Origin of the sequence: Gluconacetobacter brunescens (genome assembly GCF_048695475.1) — a bacterium.
GTDB lineage: Bacteria > Pseudomonadota > Alphaproteobacteria > Acetobacterales > Acetobacteraceae > Gluconacetobacter.
Map to the genome: position 1 here is coordinate 1,541,149 of NZ_JBLHEN010000001.1, position 17,032 is coordinate 1,558,180.

Consider the following 17,032-nt stretch of genomic DNA (forward strand, 5'->3'; position numbering starts at 1 on the left):
TGCCGCCAGATCAGCCCGGCGGCACGCCATCCTGCACCATTCAGAACGTGAGTTCCAGATTGGTCTGAAAGTAGGCACCCGGCTTCGCACCGGCATCCCGCAATCCACGTGAAAGCGCAGTATATTGCCCATCGATGCTGAAGGTCACATGCCGCGTCGCCCGCCAGGTGAAGCTTCCCTGCGGTAGCACGCCGCTATATCCGCCCGTCGGTCGGTACGCATAATTCACGCCACCGGGAAAATAGATCGTATCGTGGACCGAATTGCGCCACAGCACCGGCACCCTCAGCAGCAGCGACGTATTGACCGTGGGCGCGAGCGTCACCAGCGGCCCGACATCAATCACGTTCTGCAGGTTGAAGTTCTGCGCCAGGTCCAGATAGTACGCGCTGGGCACGAAGGGCGAGAGGAAACCACCCCAGCTACTGGTCGCGCTCTTGCGGGTATCCCCACCCGAAATATCGTCGGCCTGGATCCCGATCGAAGGCCGCCCCCACCATTTCGAGAAACGCCACGCCACCGAAGCATTGAACGAATAGGCCGACACCGGGCGCGACGGGCCGTTCTTCGCCGCCTGGAAATCGCCGCCCTGCCACATGCCGTTGGCGGTGAACTCAATCGGTCCGGCATTGCCCCACACGCGCACCCCCGGCGTGTCACGATGCGTCGAGCCCGCGACAACACCCTTCGTCGCGGTTAGCGGGCTGCTGGCCAGCAGATAGCCGAGATAGTACGTATCGACGAAAATCTGGCTCTTTTTGCCGAATGTCTTGAACTCCGGCACCGCGTACGAGGTATAGGCACCAAAGAGCCGGGTCTTCCAGCCAACCTGGTCATGAAACGCCCGATATTCGTAATTGGTCAGCGACAGGTCGAACAGATCGACGCGGAACCGTTTCCAGACGCTGTAGCCGCGCAGCCCGTTCCATGAATACGGGATGGACGGATAGACGCTGCCCGCCGAAATATTGGGCGGCACGTCGAGGAACGACATGCGGCCGATCATGGCGCCCATCGTCGCCCCCAGCATGTGCCCGCGCACTTCCACGAACGCCTGCTGCGCATCGACCCGGTTCCGCCAGCGCGCGTTGTAGCCGAATTTATTGCCGCCGGTCGCCTGGCCGCTCATCAGTTCGCCGTAGAAACGGACATGCTCGCCCAGATGCAGGTCGGCACCGAGATTGGTGCGCAGGTTGGAAAGATAAGTATGGCTCTTCCCCACTGCCCCCAACGCGGGATGCTGTTCCCAGAATCCATGATGACGGAAATTGCCGCTCAGCGTCAGGTAGATCGACCCGCTATCATTGAGCGCGATGAATTTCAGCGGATCGAGAAAATCCTGGCGGTTACGCTTGTCGCGCAGGCTCGACCAATCCTCGGCCCAACGCGCCACCGCGTAATATCCCACCGTACCAAATCCGGACGCCGCGCCCGTATTCGCGTTGAACACCCCCCACGGCCCCTGATGCAACTGGATCGGCGTCAGCGGATGCAGCATCAGCGATTGCGGCTGGCCATACAGTTCCGGGCGGCTGGTTAGCGGCGGCAGTTGCTGGAGCGGCGCATGCCAGAATGAGTCCCGACCCGACACGATCGGCGTCACAGCCGGCGCCGCCGTCGTTGCCGCACCGATCGGCGTCGGCAGCGGGCTCGTGGCTGTCGCACTGCTCCCTGCCGTCGCCTGGGCAAGCTGGATATAGGTGGTCACGGTCCCGGCGTCTCCCTGCGCCGCGTGGGCGGGTAGGACGAACACCACGCCGGCAAGAGCAGGCAGCAGAACCCACCCACTTTTCTGCAAACGGGAAAACGACGAAAACCCAGAGGAAATATACATAGCCAGATCTTTTTCTTTATTATTGTCAGACATCACAGAACAACCACGCATTCATTCCGCCACACGCTGTTCTGTCTCTGAGACAGGCGGGAAACCACCCCATGATTGATGCTTCCGCCGACAACCACCAACCGGGCGAGGCTCGGGCCGCGCCGCAGGATTCCTATTCCGCGAAACCCGCCCTCATGCTGCCCGTCAGAAACGGGAAGCGCGCCACACAGACTTCCTGAAAGCCCTCGGAAGCACAGGAAACAATCCCGGATCGGGAAAACCCACGGGAGCAAAGCCGGCGCAAAATCATGACCCAACTCTCCAACGGTCACAAAAACAATCCACCTGCCCTCTACGAAGAGAGTGACCATCCGCTTTTGTCGGATTTTTCCTTAAAGAAGAAATAACAATTATATGTTTTTCGGATAAATCATGGTCACAATCCAGTGTGGAAAATCCCTCAATTCACCATCCGGTTACCAAACATCACCAGGCCGAAATACCAGCGCCACCAACCGGACCACCCGAACTTGGCTTCAAGGATGTTTCCTGAACGCCGGAGATGCTTGCAAAGTTTCGTTATCGAACGGAGCAACAGCGCGCACCGGCGGCGAATACCTCGAAACCGTCTATGCAACCCTCAAACAGTCGCCTGCGCTCCCTTGCGAGCGCGCGTCACATTCTCGTCCACCCGGTCCAGCACGGCGGCATGTTCCGCACCCCAGCGATAGAGCATCTCCACCGGCTCGACCATTTTCCGCCCCAGTTCCGTCAGCCGGTATTCAACCACCGGCGGCATCACCTGATGCACCGCGCGTGTCACCAGCCCCATCTCTTCCAGTTCCCGCAGCGTCTGCGTCATCATCTTCTTCGACAGGCCGGGAATACTGCGCAGCAGCGCCCCGGGCCGCGACGCCCCGCCCAGCAGATGCAGCGTGTGCAAAATCATCGTCACCCATTTGCCGCTGAACAGCCGCAGCAGCCGTCGCGGCGCGCAGCCTTCATCGAACGGGGCCTGGCGATACGCATCGGGCAGCGGAGCAAGCGACATGGACCCTCCTATGGGAACCTTCGGGTACCCAGGGCACGAAATGGTGCCGGATTGCCCTTTGTACCCCCACACCCCAATTTGCGGAAACTGTTTTCCCGTTATGGAGAGTTCCATGCCCCACACAGCCCTGATCGTCGGCGCCACCGGAATCGTCGGCCAGAACCTGGCCAACCGCCTGGTCGCCGAAGGCTGGACCGTCCACGGCCTGGCGCGCCGCACCGCCGCCCTGCCCGCCACCGTGCTGCCCGTCACCGCCGACGTGCTGGATGCCGCCTCCCTGCGCCCGGCATTGGCCGGTCTCCGGCCCAGCCATGTCTTCTTCACCACCTGGTCCCGCCGCGCCACCGAGGCCGAGAACTGCGCCGTCAACAGCGCCATGCTGCGCAACGTCTTCGCCGCCCTGCCGGCCCCGGGCGCCCTGACCCACGGCAGCCTCGTCACCGGCCTGAAACATTATCTCGGCCCGTTCGAGGCCTATGCCAAAGGCCCCCTGCCCCAGACGCCCTTCCGCGAGACCATGCCCCGTCTCGACGTCGAGAATTTCTATTACGATCAGGAAGATGCACTGTTCGAAGCCGCCGCCCGACACGGGTTCTCCTGGAGCGTCCACCGCCCGCACACCGTCATCGGCCACGCCATCGGCAACGTCATGAACATGGGCTCCACACTGGCCGTCTATGCCAGCATCTGCCGCGAAACCGGCCGCCCATTCGTCTTCCCGGGCTCGCCCATGCAATGGAACGGCCTGACCGACGTGACCGACGCCCGCCAACTGGCCAGCCAGCTCCACTGGGCCGCCACCAACCCCGCCGGCCGCGACCAGGCCTTCAACATCGTCAATGGCGACGTCTTCCGCTGGAACTGGCTTTGGCCGCAGCTTGCCGCCTGGTTCGGCATCCCCGCCGCCCCCTATCCCGGCCACGCCACGTCGCTTGAGGACAGCCTGTCCACCGACGCTCCCCTCTGGGCCGACATCGCGGCCCGGCACGGACTGCGCGAAAACACGCTCGACCGCCTGGCCTCCCCCTGGCACACCGACGCCGATCTCGGCCGCCCGATCGAATGCGTAACCGACATGAGCAAGAGCCGCACACTCGGCTTCACCGCCTATCAGGCCACGCCGGATTCCTTCTTCGACCTGTTCGAAATGCTGCGGGCCCAGCGCTACATTCCCTGAAAGCCTGCCCGAACCCCTTGACCCGGCCGCCCCGGCGGTAAACCGTTCCCCGACCAGATCAAGCAAGGGGGCAGCACACGCCATGAAACCGGAAACCCAGGGCCTGACACGCAGGACGCTGCTCGCGGCCGCCGCCACCATCCCGCTGTCACGGCACGCGGTGGCGGCGACGGAGGCGGCCCCCACTCTCTCCGTCGCCGCCACCGCGCCCTTCCTGTGCAGCGGCGTCGCGGTCACGCCGGACGAGACGATCTTTCTCGGCATGCCCCGCTTTCCCGGCTACGAGGCCACGTTCTCGGTCGGCCGGGTCGCCCCCGACGGCACGGTCAGTCCCTTCCCCGGCGGAAGCTGGAACGGCTGGAAACCCGGCCAGGACGGCACCGCGGCCTTCGTGATGGTCAACGCCATCCATATCTTCGCCGACGGCACGCTCTGGGCGGTCGACCAGGGCGCCCCGCCCGGCCAGACACCCGAACCCGGCACCCAAAAACTGGTACAACTCGACACCGCCACCGGCGCCATCCTGCGCGTCCTGCGCTTCCCCGAGGACATCATGCCCCCCGGCGCGCAGTTCAACGACCTGCGCATCAATGGCGACCTGCTGTTCGCCACCGACAGCGGGCTGGGCGGCATCGTCATCCATGATCTGAAAACCGGCCGCACGCTGCGCCGCCTCTCCGCGCACCCGCTGCTGCGCAACGACGCCACCCACATCCACAAGGGCGGTGGCGGCCGCATCCTCCAGGACGCCCAGGGCAACCGCCCGCAGGTCCAGAGCGACGATATCGAAATCGACGCCGACGGCACCTGGTTCTATTTCGCCGTCCCCGCCGGCCCGCTGAAGAAGATCCGCGTCGCCGACCTGCTGGATGACCGCAAATCGGATATCGACCTCGCCGCCCTGGTGCAGGTCGCCGCCGAAATCCCCAGCATCGGCGGCACCTGCATCGATACGCTGGGCAACATCTACCTCTCCGACGGCGAGAACAGCCGCATCACCATCCTCGCCCCCGACGGCCAGCGCACGACGCTGGTGCAGGACCCGCGCCTGATCTCGCCCGACGCCATGTTCATCGACCGCAAGCGCACGCTCTATGTGCCCTGCTCGCAGATCGAAAAGCTCGCCATGTTCAACGGCGGAACCGACGGCACCCACGCCCCTTTCCTTGTCCTGTCCCTCCCCCTGCCCGAACGACAGGGCGCATTGCGCCTGGGCGCCGCCGTCGAAGGATAAGCCCCATGCCCCGCCGCTTCCGCCGCATCGCGACCGCCGCCCTGTGCGGCGCCTTCCTCTCCGCCGCCGGAGCGCCGGCCCACGCGGCGGAGCCGGGCGGCAATAGCGGCCCTGCCTACGGCCCGGAACTGCAAGGCTTCGCCTATCCCTGGCCGGTCGGGCAATTCACCTTCACCTCCCAGCGCCAGTCCCTGACGATGGCCTATCTCGACGTCCCGGCCCCCCACCCCAACGGGCAGGTCGCGGTCCTGCTCCACGGCAAGAATTTCTGTGCCGCAACCTGGGAAGGCACGATCCGCTTCCTGACCAACCACGGCTACCGCGTCATCGCGCCCGACCAGATCGGCTTCTGCAAATCCAGCAAGCCGCCTTCCTATCAGTTCAGCTTCCAGCAACTGGCCCGCAACACGCGCGACCTGCTGCATCATCTCGGTGCCGACAGGGTCGTCATGATCGGCCATTCCACCGGCGGCATGCTCGCCATCCGCTACGCCCTGATGTACCCGCGGGACCTCACGCATCTGGTGCTGGTCGATCCGATCGGCCTGGAAGACTGGCTGCAAAAAGGCGTCCCCTACCGTACCGTCGACGAATGGTACCAGTCCGAACGCGGCAAGACCGCCGCCCAGATCCGCGTTTACGAAAAACGGGTCTACTACGCCGATGAATGGCGCCCCGATTACGAAAAATGGGCCCGGATGCTGGCGGGCATGTATCGCGGCCCCGGCAGCGACGCCGTCGCCTGGAACTCCGCGCTGCTCTACGACATGATCCTCACCCAGCCGGTGGTCCACAACCTGCCCGACCTCAAGGTCCCCACCCTGCTGATGATCGGCGACAGGGACATCACCGCCATCGGCAGCGACACCGCCCCGCCCGCCATCCGCGCCATGCTGGGTCATTATCCCCAACTGGGCAAGGACGCCGCCGCCGCCATCCCCGGCGCGAAACTGGTGGAATTCCCCGGACTGGGCCACTCGCCGCAGATGCAGGACCCGAACGCCTTCCACGCCGCGCTCCTGCAAGGACTGGCTGAACCGGTGCCCTGATTCTTCTTTTGTCTTCCGAAAAAGAAGCAAAAAGACTTCCGATCCGTTCAGGGCCATCGCGTGTCCCCAGCACAAGGCTCCCGACCGAATCAAAGTTTTTGGGTTCTTTTTTTCAAAAAAGAACGACCACTCCGGGCCCGGCCCGATCCATGCTACAAGCACGCGATGGAAACCACGCCCCCCATTCCGCGCGCCGTCCTCGTCGGCATCCAGACCCCCGATGTCGACGACGTCGCCCACGAAGCCAGCCTTGAAGAACTGGGCCGCCTGGTCAAGACGCTGGGCTATGAAGTCGTCGGCTCGGTCTCGCAGAAGCGCGAAGGCACCGGCGCCGCGTCCCTTCTGGGCGCCGGCAAGCTGGAGGAACTGGCGGCCCTGACCGGCGGCAGCGGCATCGTCACCTCCATGGCCACGCCCCCGATGACCAAGGCCCGGAAGCGGTTCGAAAACACCGCCGACACCCCCCGCCCATCCCGACCCGAACCCGAGCCGGATGCACCGCCCAGGCCCGAATTCGTGATCGTCGACCACGAACTTTCCCCCAGCCAGATCCGCAATCTCGAACGCGCCACCGGCGCCCAGGTGCTGGACCGCACCGGCGTGATCGTCGAGATCTTCCACCGCCACGCCAACACCCGCGAAGCGAAATTGCAGGTGGAAATGGCGCGCCTGAAATATGTCGCCCCACGCCTGCGGGAATCCGCCACCGGCGGCGGCCGCCAACAGGGCCCGGGCGCCGGCGAAAGCAACCTCGACCTCGACCGCCGCAAGATCCGCGACCGCCTCGCGGAACTGAAAACTCAGCTCGAAGCCGTACAGCGCGACAGCGACCAGCGCCGCTCCGCCCGCCGCGACCAGTTGCGCGTCGCCCTGGTCGGCTACACCAACGCCGGCAAATCCTCCCTGATGCGCGCCCTCACCGGCAGCCAGGTGCTGGTGCAGGACAAGCTCTTCGCCACCCTCGACACTACGGTGCGCACTCTCCAGCCCGAAACCCGCCCCCGCGTGCTCGTCTCCGACACCGTGGGCTTCATCAAGCAGCTTCCCCACGATCTCGTGGCCTCGTTCCGCTCCACCCTCTCCGAGGCCCTGGAAGCCTCCCTGCTCCTCTTCGTGGTCGATGCGTCAGACCCAACCTACGAAGCGCAACTGGAAGTCAGCCGCAGCGTGCTGCGCGAAATCGGCGCCGATACGGTGCCCTCCCGCCTGGTCCTGAACAAGATGGACCGCGTAGACGCCACCCGCCGCGCCGCATTGCTGGAAAAATACCCCGACGCCATCATGCTCTCCGCCCACGCGCCCGAAGACGTCAGCGCCCTGCGCGAGACCATCATCGCCTTCTTCGAAGCCGAGATGGTGGATGACGTCCTGGTCCTGCCCTACGCGAAACAGAACCTGATCGGCGAAATCTACGAAAGCGCCCGCGTTCTCTCCGAGGATCACGACGAGACCGGGCGCGTGCTGAAGTTACGCGCCCTGCCCGGCGCCATGGCGCGGCTGCGGCGGAGCCTGGCCGCTGGATAGGCGTCCTTTTTTGGAAAAAAGAACCAAAAAACTTTGATTCGTTCTGGGACGTTCAGATCATGCCTGCCAGATAGGGTTCCAGCCGGTCTCTCTCCGTCAGGGGCACAACCGCGCCTACATAGCCGTCGGGGCGCACGAGCAGGCATTCCCCCGGTTCCAGCCCCGGCGCACCGGCCGGGCCGACGCCCCATCGTCTCAGCCCGGCAAGGGGCGCCACCGCAGGCCCCCCCTCCCCGAGCAGCAGGGTCGAGAGCAGAGCCCTCGCCTTCCCTCACGCCCCCGGACGAAGCGCCTCGAACAACCGCGCAATCGCCTCGGCCCCCGGATCGGGCACATTGTCCAACTGCCCATCGGGAATATAAGACGCCCGCCCGGCTTCCGCCTTGCCCATCTTCGCCGTCGCATCGGCCCCGCCGCGCGCCGCGCGCACCACCTCGGCCCATGCCGCGCCCGCATCCAGAGCCCGCACCGCCGGGATCAGCGCATCCAGCATCGTGCGGTCGCCTTCCCGCGCGCCGCCATAAGCCTGCATCGCCGCAATGCCCTCCAGCAACGCAGCCTCCCAGCGCGCCTGATCGCTCCGCCCCGCCGTCGCGAACAGGATCGACAGCAGCGCCCCGCTCGACCCACCGGCATGGCGGGCCAGCAGGCGCCCCAGCGTCTGCATCAGCGCCTGCGGATCGGCCAGCGGCAGCCGATCCAGCGCGCCATCGATCACGCGCGCCGTCTCGGCGAAGGTGGAGCCGGCATCGCCATCGCCGATGCGCGCATCCAGCGCATTCAGCGCCTCTTCATTTTCCAGCAGCACCTTCGCGCCACGCTGCACGGCGTCCCGCAACGCCGGATTATTCGAAGGCGCAGCCGCGAAAATATCCGGCAGATCCGGCACCGGAACCACCACCGGCTCCTGCCACGGCGCCATGCCCGTCCACGCCGTGGGTGCCGCGTCGGCTTGCAGCGCCGCCGCGATCTCGTCGGTCAGTTCCACCAGCGTGAGGGAAAACCCGTTCATGTCCAGCGCGGTCATGAACGGCGCCGGACCCGCCACCAGCGCCACCTTGCGCGCCAGCGCGGTGCCGGCGAAGGCTTCCAGCAGCAGCGACATCTCGATCACCGGCGTCGTGCCCAGATTGTTCAGCATCAGGGCATGGCGCGCATCGCCCTCCGGCAGGGCCGCCAGCAGGGCATCCGCCGCCAGCGCCATCAACCCGCCGGCATCGGCCAGCGCAATGCGCTTCGCCCCCGGCTCGCCATGAATGCCCAGGCCCAGTTCGCCCTCGTCCGCCGCCAGACGGCTGGCATGTTCCTCGTCATAGGTGTCGCAATCGCTCAGCGACAGGCCGATCGAGCGCGTGCGCGCCGCCACGTCAGCCGCGAACGCCGCCACCCGCTCCAGCGACGCCCCGCTTTCGGCCATGTGCCCGGCGGCCTTGTGTACGATCACCGTGCCGGCAATGCCGCGCGCCTGCCGATGGCCGGGCAGCGAGATATCGTCCCCGACGATCACCATCTCCACCTTCAGCCCCAGGGCGCGCGCCTGCTCGGCCGCCAACCCGAAATTCAGCCGGTCGCCGGTATAGTTCTTCACCACCAGCAGGCACCCGGCCTCGCCGGTCACGGCCAGGATGCCCGCCAGAATCGCATCCACGCCCGGCGAGGCGAACAGCGACCCGCAGACCGCCGCCGTCAGCATGCCGCGCCCCACGAACCCGGCATGGGCGGGCTCATGCCCCGACCCGCCACCGGAAATCACGGCAACCTTGCCCGCGCCGCGCTCCCAGTCCCGCCGCAGGATGACCTTGATATCGGGATAGCCGTCCAGGCGGCACAGATCCTTCCCGGCGGGCGAACGCAACAATCCTTCCAGCGCCTCGGGCACCAGACGTTCGCGCGTGTTGAAGAATCTTTTCATGCCTGAAAAGCCTTTCGATCCAAGTTCCACCATGCCCCCCGCGCCGATCGAGGCCGGCAGAGGGTCAGGGACCATAGGAAGGTCATCGGTTCAGGACAACGCCTCCCCGCCATACCCGCCCCTGCACGCATGACGGTGGACAGCACGGCGCAGGAATGCCGCACAAACGCCCGCCGCCGCCACGCCGTTCCCTATGCAACGAGGCCGGCAAACCCGGTCAGGCGGATTCCTGCTGGTCTTCAACCACGAGCATCGACGCCGCATGCCCACGGCTCACCGCGATCGGAGGCGGGCCGGGCACATGCTTTTCCTGCTCGCGCACCAGCGTGATCAACCCGGAACAGATGATCAGGCCGATACCCGTCAGCGTCACCATGTCGGCCGAATCGCCGAAGACCAGATGGCCGATCGCCAGTGCCCAGATCATCTGGCTGTACTGGGTCGGCGCGATGGCCCCCGCCGAGGCGTGGAGCGCGGAATGCATCAGCAGCACGTTCGCCAGCGCCGCCAGCAGCCCGTAACTGGCCAGCAGCCCGAGCTGATGCAGGTTGGGCAGGGCGAAGGACGGCAGGCTGACCAGCCCGCAGATGGTAATGCCGCCGAGAATACCGGCCCCGAACAGCGAGATCTGCTTTTCATGAGCCCCCGATGCCCGAAAGGTCACGACCGAGATCGCCCCCGCCAGCCCAGCCACCACCGCGCCCAGATGACCGATCGACAGCGGCCGCAGACCGGGCCGCAGCACGATCAGCACACCGATGAAGCCCAACGCGATCGCGAGCCAGCGCGGCCACCCGATCCGCTCCTTCAGAAAGACGATCGACATCAGCGTCACGAACGAAGGCTGAAGGAAGATCAGCGTAAACGCCTCGGCCATCGACAGATGGCTGAACGCCGTAACACTGCCGATAATGCCCAGCGGATAGGCGATGAAGCGCACCATCCACAGCGTACGGTTCTGCGTCGCGAACACATCGACCAGCCGATCCTTCCCCCCGAGCAGGAAGGGAAACACCACCAGCGCGCACAGCGAGCCGAAAAACGCGCATTCATACGGCGGCAGCCCGTCCCGGATCAGCTTCACGCTGGCATCGCTGAACGAGAACGCGGCGAATGCGGCAAAGGCCAGCATGATGCCGCGCAGCGTATCGGCACCGCCGTGAGACGGGGAGGAAGGGGCGGGATGGGTCACTCTGGCTGTTCTCGGAAAAGGGCCGGATACAGGATGGATCCGACAAGAGCGAAGCCCCCTGCCCGTTTCAGAGCCATTCCGCAAGATCGCCGATCAGCACCCAGGCTATTCCTGGAAAACCGCGGGACACGCCCCCGAAAATACCGCGCGCCCCACACGCCGGAACAGCGCAGTCATCACGCTTGCGTGTTCCCAGTCAAAGCGGCCCCGGACAGAACACGGCGCAGCGGCCAAAGATGCATTTTTTATTTTAAAGGGGGCAATCATCCCCGACAGTGAAAATTATTGGAGAGGCCGCAAGCGATCTCTTCTTTTTCTGAAGAAAGAGAAGCAAAAGACTTTTATTCGACCAGGGAACATCCCATGCTCCCAGCACAAGGCTCCCCAGCGAATCAAAGTTTTTGGGTCCTTTTCCCCCAAAAGAACAGACCCCCTCCCACATGGCGGCTTCTGTCCCTTCCACGCCACAGCTATCCTCTTCGCAGCCAGGGAGGCACGACATGGTCGACAAACATATCCTGATCGCGGGCGCCACCGGCGTCGTCGGTCTGGCGGCGCTGGAGGCATTCCAGAATGCCGGCTGGGCCGTCTCCACCCTCGGCCGCGCGGCACAGGGGCCGGGCCACGGCACCCATATCAGCGCCGACCTGCTTGACCTGGTGAGTCTGGCCAGCCGGAAGGAGGCGCTGAAATCCATCACGCATCTGTTCTATGCCGCGCTGAAACCCGATGCCGATCCGGGCGTCGAGGCCGACCAGAACGCCGCGATGCTGGAAAACCTGGTCGCCGCCCTGCGCACGGCCGGCGCGTCGCTGGAACGGCTGATCATCATCCAGGGCGGCAAGGTCTATGGCGCGCATCTCGGCGTCTACAAGACACCGGCCCGCGAGGACGACAGCCGCCATTTCCCGCCCAACCTCTATTTCCGCCACGAGGATTTCGCCCGCTCGCTGGAGCGCGAAGGCGTGCGATGGACGGCCCTGCGCCCCGATATCGTGATCGGCCATTCGCTGGGCTCGGCGATGAATCTCGGCAACCTGATCGGCGTCTACGGCTCGCTGTGCCGCGAGACCCGCACCGCAATGCAGTTCCCCGGCCCGGCGGCGGCCTATCGCGACGTGCTGGTCAACGTCACGGGCGCCGAGGTGCTGGGCGAAGCCGCCCTGTGGGCCGCAACCACGCAGGCCGACGGCGCCTTCAACATCACCAATGGCGACGTCTTCCGCTGGTCCCATGTCTGGCCCCGGCTGGCGGAGTGGTTCGGGCTCGAAGTCGGCGAGCCCCAGCCGATCTCGCTCGACCAGCGCCTGCACGCGCTGGCCCCCGTCTGGTCCGCCCTGGCCGCGCGCCAGGGCCTGGCGGAATCCGACGCCCGGCGGATCGGCCCCGGCAGCTTCGGCGATTTCATTTTTCATGTACGGACCGACGCGATCTTCGACGTCACGAAAGCCCGCCAGGCCGGTTTCCCCGGCATGACCCGCCGGTCGGACGACGTCCTGCTGGCCCATCTGGAAGGCATGCGCCAACGCCACCTCATCCCCTGAACGTGGCTGGAGAGGGGGGCTGGTGGCGATCCGACGCGCGTCCGCTGTGCTCCGGTGCTCACGGCCGTCAAGGCCGCTCCGCTCCGGTGCTCGCGGCCGCACGCCGGCCGTGCCGTTTCGCGGCACTCTCGCTCACCAGCCCCCCTCTCCAGCCACGTTCCACTCGCTCCCAAGCGGGCAGGACGGCAGGAAGTGGTTGACCGCGCGCCTGTCGCGGGCATGATCATCTGGAAACGCCGCTTCGGACGCAGATCCACCCTCCCTCGCCGCCGGAGCTCCTGACCAGACGAAATGACCGATTTTTTAAAAAAGCCCTATCTCCCCATCGCATTTTTATTATGCCTCGTCGGCATCCACGCCGCCTTCACCACCCGCACAGGCCGGGCGCTGCCCAGTGACGCCTATATCTGGCAACGCCAATGGACCCCGGCCGTCAGCTCCGCCGTCACCGCCAGCCAGCCCGTCATCCACACATGGCGCATCCTGGCGGCGGAACTGGACGGCCATGGCACCTGGGTGGACACAACCCCCGACAGCACCCTGCTGGCACACGCACACCCCCCCACCGTCGCCGTCATCCGCATCGAGGGCCAACTGGCCGACTGGGACGAAGAGCAACTGGCCGCCCATATCCTCGCCGTGAAAACCGCCTGGCAGCAGCGCGGCATCACGCTCTCGGGCGTCGAAATCGACCATGATTGCGCCACCGTCCGCCTGCCGGCCTATGCGCGTTTCCTGGCGCTGCTGCACGGCCGGCTGGGCCCGACGCCCCTCTCCATCACCGTCCTGCCGGCTTGGCTGGCCTCCCCCGAACTGGAAGAGGTGCTGGCCCGGGCCGATGACGCCGTCCTGCAGATCCACGCCGTCCAGAACCCGCAATTCGGCCTCTTCAACCCGGAGAAGGCCCATGAATGGATCAGAACCTTCGCCCAGTACCGCCGCGGCCCATGGCATGTCGCCCTTCCCGCCTACGGCACGCGCGTCACATGGGGAACCAACGGACGGATCGCCGGCATCGAAAGCGAGCAGGACCGCCTCATGGGCGCCGACAGCGGCCACGAACTCGTAGCCCCTCCCGCCGAGATCGCCGCCTTCATGAAGCGCATCGAACACGCCCCGCCGCATGGCCTGGCCGGCTGGGTCTGGTTCCGCCTGCCCACGACCGACGACAGAAGGGCCTGGAGCCTGCCGACATGGCGCGCGGTCATCGCACACCAGCCCCTGCGCGCCGCGCTGTCGGTCAGCCTGCACCGTCCCTCGGCCTCGGCGCCCTACGATATCGTCCTGTCCAATGCCGGCAACGCGGATTCCGAAGCTCCGTCCGCCATCCGGATCGAAAGCCGCTGCCCGTCCGGCGCCGACGGCCTGAACGGCTACAGTCTGGATTTCGATGCCAAGGGCATGTGGCTGCGGCGCGCGCAGCCCGGCCTGTTGCGGGCAGGGCAACAATCCGTCATCGGATGGGTGCGATGCGATCAGGGAACAGTCAGGGCCTATGTCGGAACCAATGACAAACAGAGCTGATCCACCCGCACCGAAGGCATCCGCCACGCACGCCATCCGCCGCCACGCCCTGGCCTTCGCCCTGTCCAGCGCAGCCGGCATCTCGCTCGTCCTCGCCTGCGGCATGGATTTTCCAAACCAGTTGCTCGATGACCGCGAAGGCACGCTCAAAAGCACACCGACCACATCCTTCGCCTACGAAGCCAGCCACCTCGTCGTCCCGGACGACGCCCTGCGCATCACCAGGCCCGCCCCCCGCACCGCCCAGCCCACCGAGCCCGACAGCACCCCGCCCGAACCGGGCATGGAGGCCCTTACCCGCCTCCAACAGAACCGCGTCACCATGATGCGCGACGCGATCGATGGCGAGTCCGCCTACAACCACGGCGATGGCATCCCTCCCGCGATCCGCCTTTATACCGCCGGCACGGTCGATTACGCCCTCACCCGCAAAGGCATTGCCGGCGACTATGCCGAGCACGCCCGCCAGCATTTCCAGGCCGTGCTCAACCTCCCGGACGGCCAGGGCCTGAGCCGCGCGGTCTGGGCGGCCTACATGCTCGGCCGCCTGCAACAGGACCGCCTGTTCGCCACCGGCAACGCGGATGCGCGCGAGGCCGCCGCCCACGCCTTTGCCCAGGCCCGTGCCCTCGCCCGGCAGGATGCGCCCGATCCACTCTCCCTGGCCGTCGCCAGCTATGGCGAACAGGCCAGATCCTATCTGATGGATGGCCAAACCGCCTGCGGCTGGAAAGCCTTCCTGGCCAGCGCCCCCTGCGCCGATCATATCGAAGCCGCCAACCTGAAACACGCCGTCACGCTCTATGCCGAACAGGCCGCGCGCGGCTCCGCCAGCGGCGTCACCTCGCTGCAACTGATCGCCGCATGGGCCATGGCGGACCCGCGACGCGCCCAGCGCCTGATCGACGACCCGATCGGCCAGAAACTCCTGGTCGCCTATGCCCTGGCCCGCACCGGCGACATCATCAACGACGACCCCGGCACGGCGTCCGATTACAACGCGCCAGACCTTGGCGGCCTCGGCTATCACGACGCGGCGCGCGGCCCTCGCGGCAATGGCTGCCCCTACTGCACCGCAATCCGGACCATCCGCCCCAACCCGGCCATCGTCACCCTCGTCGATGCCATTCACGCACGCGGCCTCGACCACATCGCGCAGGCCGACCGCCTGGCCGCCCTGGCCTATCGCGGCGGCCGCTACGATCTGGCCAGAACGCTCGCCACCATGCAGCCCAGCCCGCTATCGCACTGGGTGCTGGCCAAACTGGCCATCCAGCGCGGCGACCTCGCCGCCGCCTCCCGCGACTATGCCAAAGCTGCCAAGGGATTTCCCACTCTCCGCGACGATCTGGCGCCGGAGGAGATCAGCCGCCTCCACGCCGAACAGGGCGTGCTGACCCTATCGCGTGGCCAGTATGTCGCGGCCTTCGATTGCCTCTACACCGCCGCAGTCGGCGCAGGCAGCCGCAGCGGCGTCGCCTTCGATGCCGCCTACGTCGCCGAACGGGTGCTGACGACCGACGAACTCCGCCATTATGTCGACACCCACATCCCGGCCACATACGGGCCGGCCACCCCATGGGCGGCCCCACCCGAACCCGACACGATCAGGATGATCCTCGCCCGCCGCCTGGTCCGCGCCGGCCGCGTCACCGAATCCCTCCTCTATTTCCCCGAGGAAAACGACCTCCGCTACGCCAGCGAAGGCAAGCCCACCCCGTTCCGCACCTGGGCCGAAACCTACGGCGACGCCCTGCACGACGCACAGCATCGCTGGACGAAAGTCGGCCGCGCCCAGGCGTGGTTCACGGCGGCGACCATCGCCCGCACCCACGGCATGGAGATCATGGGTACCGAGCAGGACCCGGATTATGCGGTCTTCCATGGCGGTTTCACCATGGGCGCCGGCCGTACCGTCGCGGTTCTCTCCCCGCCCGACAACCAGTTGACAATCCCCATCACCCGAAAGGCCCGCACCGCCGCCGCCCTGCCCGGCCCATTCGTCACCGAGGGCGAACGCACCCGCTTCGCCGCCAGCGAAGCCGCTCCCTACCGCCGCTTCCACTACCGCGCCATCGCCGTCGACCAGGCCGAAAACGCGGCCGACCTGCTCCCGCCCCGCTCCCAGGCCTTCGCCGCCGTGCTGTGCCAGGCCGCCGGCTGGGGCGCCGGAGCGGATGCCGACCTGTACCACCGCTATGTCCGGCAAGGCGCAGCCGTTCCCTTCGCCAGGGATTTCGGCCGGCGCTGCGCAGCACCCGATTTTCAATCCGCCGCCCTGGATCCCTATACCGGGCTCTTCCAGCCATTCCACCGCTGGCTTCATCGGCACCTGATCATGCCCATCGCGGGGATCATGGCGCGGTTGTGAAGGACACTTCTTTTGTCTTACGAAAAAGAAGCAAAAAGACTTTTATTCGTTCGAGAGCATCACTAATCGATCACGAAAAAATCCTGAACAAACCATCTTTTTTATCGTCATGATCGTCTCCGAACGGACCTCCGGATCGACCGAATGCATCAGCGTGGCGACGTCGCACTGCTAAAGGCCCTACCTCCCACCAGAGGTCACATGACGGATCATGCCGCGATCCTCCACCCATCGAAGCCCGAACACCCCATACGCGGCGATACGCGGCACGCGCCCTACACGAAGAATGCCTCACAGCCTGACCTGAAATGTGGGCTGGCGAGCGAGAGCGGCCCGGAACGGGCCGCGCCCGGCGTGTGTTTCCGAGCATCGGAGCGGAGCGGCCTTATGGGCCGTGAGCACCGAAGCACAGGAAACACGCGCCGGATCGCCGCCAGCGCGCATTTCAGGTCAGGCTTGTCTTATGCCTTCCGTGTCGCTGTGTGCGACAAAGGACTGATTTTTCCGGAGTGGCCACCCCGGAAAAATCAGGAAGGGGACGGGTCGGTGACAGGCAGACCGTGATGGGTCGGCTTGAGAGTATGACCGCCCCTTCTTTTCCTTGTGCCCTGAACGGATACCCGAGGTTC

The 17,032-nt window shown here is 65.9% G+C and carries 12 protein-coding genes; 7 read left to right on the top strand and 5 right to left on the bottom strand.

What is annotated here, in order from left to right; all coding sequences use genetic code 11:
- Positions 1 to 40 precede the first annotated feature (40 nt).
- Positions 41 to 1,834, bottom strand: a complete 1,794-nt coding sequence (locus ACMAUO_RS06915; protein WP_420356184.1) for an alginate export family protein — start codon at positions 1,832 to 1,834, stop codon at positions 41 to 43.
- Between the two features lie 631 nt (positions 1,835 to 2,465).
- Entirely contained in the window at positions 2,466 to 2,876 is a 411-nt protein-coding gene (locus tag ACMAUO_RS06920; protein WP_420356185.1) for a winged helix-turn-helix transcriptional regulator, read from the bottom strand.
- 112 nt (positions 2,877 to 2,988) lie between these two features.
- Between ACMAUO_RS06920 and ACMAUO_RS06925 the strand changes: the two genes are divergently transcribed.
- The 4 genes from ACMAUO_RS06925 (at position 2,989) to hflX (ending at position 7,860) form a co-directional block, all read left to right on the top strand.
- Positions 2,989 to 4,053, top strand: coding sequence for an SDR family oxidoreductase (locus ACMAUO_RS06925; RefSeq protein ID WP_420356186.1), 1,065 nt, complete (start codon positions 2,989 to 2,991; stop codon positions 4,051 to 4,053).
- A gap of 82 nt (positions 4,054 to 4,135) precedes the next feature.
- Entirely contained in the window at positions 4,136 to 5,287 is a 1,152-nt protein-coding gene (locus tag ACMAUO_RS06930) for an SMP-30/gluconolactonase/LRE family protein (RefSeq protein WP_420356187.1), read from the top strand.
- Between the two features lie 5 nt (positions 5,288 to 5,292).
- Positions 5,293 to 6,336 (top strand): alpha/beta fold hydrolase, encoded by a 1,044-nt coding sequence (locus ACMAUO_RS06935; protein WP_420356188.1) that lies wholly within the window; start codon positions 5,293 to 5,295, stop codon positions 6,334 to 6,336.
- Between the two features lie 165 nt (positions 6,337 to 6,501).
- A complete protein-coding gene (hflX, locus tag ACMAUO_RS06940) occupies positions 6,502 to 7,860 on the top strand; it encodes a GTPase HflX (RefSeq protein ID WP_420356189.1) in 1,359 nt (452 codons plus the stop codon).
- A 52-nt stretch (positions 7,861 to 7,912) separates the two neighbouring features.
- On the opposite strand, the gene ACMAUO_RS06945 is transcribed toward hflX, so the two are convergent.
- From ACMAUO_RS06945 to ACMAUO_RS06955, 3 genes are all read right to left on the bottom strand, one after another.
- Positions 7,913 to 8,077, bottom strand: coding sequence for a hypothetical protein (locus ACMAUO_RS06945; protein ID WP_420356190.1), 165 nt, complete (start codon positions 8,075 to 8,077; stop codon positions 7,913 to 7,915).
- 54 nt (positions 8,078 to 8,131) lie between these two features.
- Positions 8,132 to 9,772: a dihydroxyacetone kinase subunit DhaK gene (locus ACMAUO_RS06950; protein WP_420357226.1), complete on the bottom strand. Its 1,641-nt coding sequence runs from the start codon at positions 9,770 to 9,772 to the stop codon at positions 8,132 to 8,134.
- 217 nt (positions 9,773 to 9,989) lie between these two features.
- Positions 9,990 to 10,964, bottom strand: a complete 975-nt coding sequence (locus ACMAUO_RS06955) for a DMT family transporter (protein WP_420356191.1) — start codon at positions 10,962 to 10,964, stop codon at positions 9,990 to 9,992.
- Between the two features lie 500 nt (positions 10,965 to 11,464).
- On the opposite strand from ACMAUO_RS06955, the gene ACMAUO_RS06960 reads away from it, so the two are divergent.
- The 3 genes from ACMAUO_RS06960 to ACMAUO_RS06970 all read left to right on the top strand — a co-directional run bounded on the left by ACMAUO_RS06960 (position 11,465) and on the right by ACMAUO_RS06970 (position 16,403).
- Positions 11,465 to 12,508, top strand: a complete 1,044-nt coding sequence (locus ACMAUO_RS06960) for an SDR family oxidoreductase (protein WP_420356192.1) — start codon at positions 11,465 to 11,467, stop codon at positions 12,506 to 12,508.
- Between the two features lie 291 nt (positions 12,509 to 12,799).
- Entirely contained in the window at positions 12,800 to 14,032 is a 1,233-nt protein-coding gene (locus ACMAUO_RS06965; protein ID WP_420356193.1) for a DUF3142 domain-containing protein, read from the top strand.
- Complete coding sequence (locus ACMAUO_RS06970) at positions 14,016 to 16,403, top strand: hypothetical protein (RefSeq protein WP_420356194.1); 2,388 nt, start codon at positions 14,016 to 14,018, stop codon at positions 16,401 to 16,403. The genes ACMAUO_RS06965 and ACMAUO_RS06970 overlap by 17 nt, the downstream gene beginning before the upstream one ends.
- Positions 16,404 to 17,032: the final 629 nt, after the last annotated feature.

Excerpts from the sequence above, each read along its gene's own strand:
- ACMAUO_RS06930 (WP_420356187.1), top strand. The coding sequence starts at position 4,136 with ATGAAACCGGAAACCCAGGGCCTGACACGCAGGACGCTGCTCGCGGCC.
- ACMAUO_RS06950 (WP_420357226.1), bottom strand. The coding sequence starts at position 9,772 with ATGAAAAGATTCTTCAACACGCGCGAACGTCTGGTGCCCGAGGCGCTG.
- ACMAUO_RS06925 (WP_420356186.1), top strand. The coding sequence starts at position 2,989 with ATGCCCCACACAGCCCTGATCGTCGGCGCCACCGGAATCGTCGGCCAG.
- ACMAUO_RS06960 (WP_420356192.1), top strand. The coding sequence starts at position 11,465 with ATGGTCGACAAACATATCCTGATCGCGGGCGCCACCGGCGTCGTCGGT.
- ACMAUO_RS06935 (WP_420356188.1), top strand. The coding sequence starts at position 5,293 with ATGCCCCGCCGCTTCCGCCGCATCGCGACCGCCGCCCTGTGCGGCGCC.
- hflX (WP_420356189.1), top strand. The coding sequence starts at position 6,502 with ATGGAAACCACGCCCCCCATTCCGCGCGCCGTCCTCGTCGGCATCCAG.
- ACMAUO_RS06965 (WP_420356193.1), top strand. The coding sequence starts at position 12,800 with ATGACCGATTTTTTAAAAAAGCCCTATCTCCCCATCGCATTTTTATTA.
- ACMAUO_RS06920 (WP_420356185.1), bottom strand. The coding sequence starts at position 2,876 with ATGTCGCTTGCTCCGCTGCCCGATGCGTATCGCCAGGCCCCGTTCGAT.
- ACMAUO_RS06915 (WP_420356184.1), bottom strand. The coding sequence starts at position 1,834 with ATGTATATTTCCTCTGGGTTTTCGTCGTTTTCCCGTTTGCAGAAAAGT.
- ACMAUO_RS06970 (WP_420356194.1), top strand. The coding sequence starts at position 14,016 with ATGACAAACAGAGCTGATCCACCCGCACCGAAGGCATCCGCCACGCAC.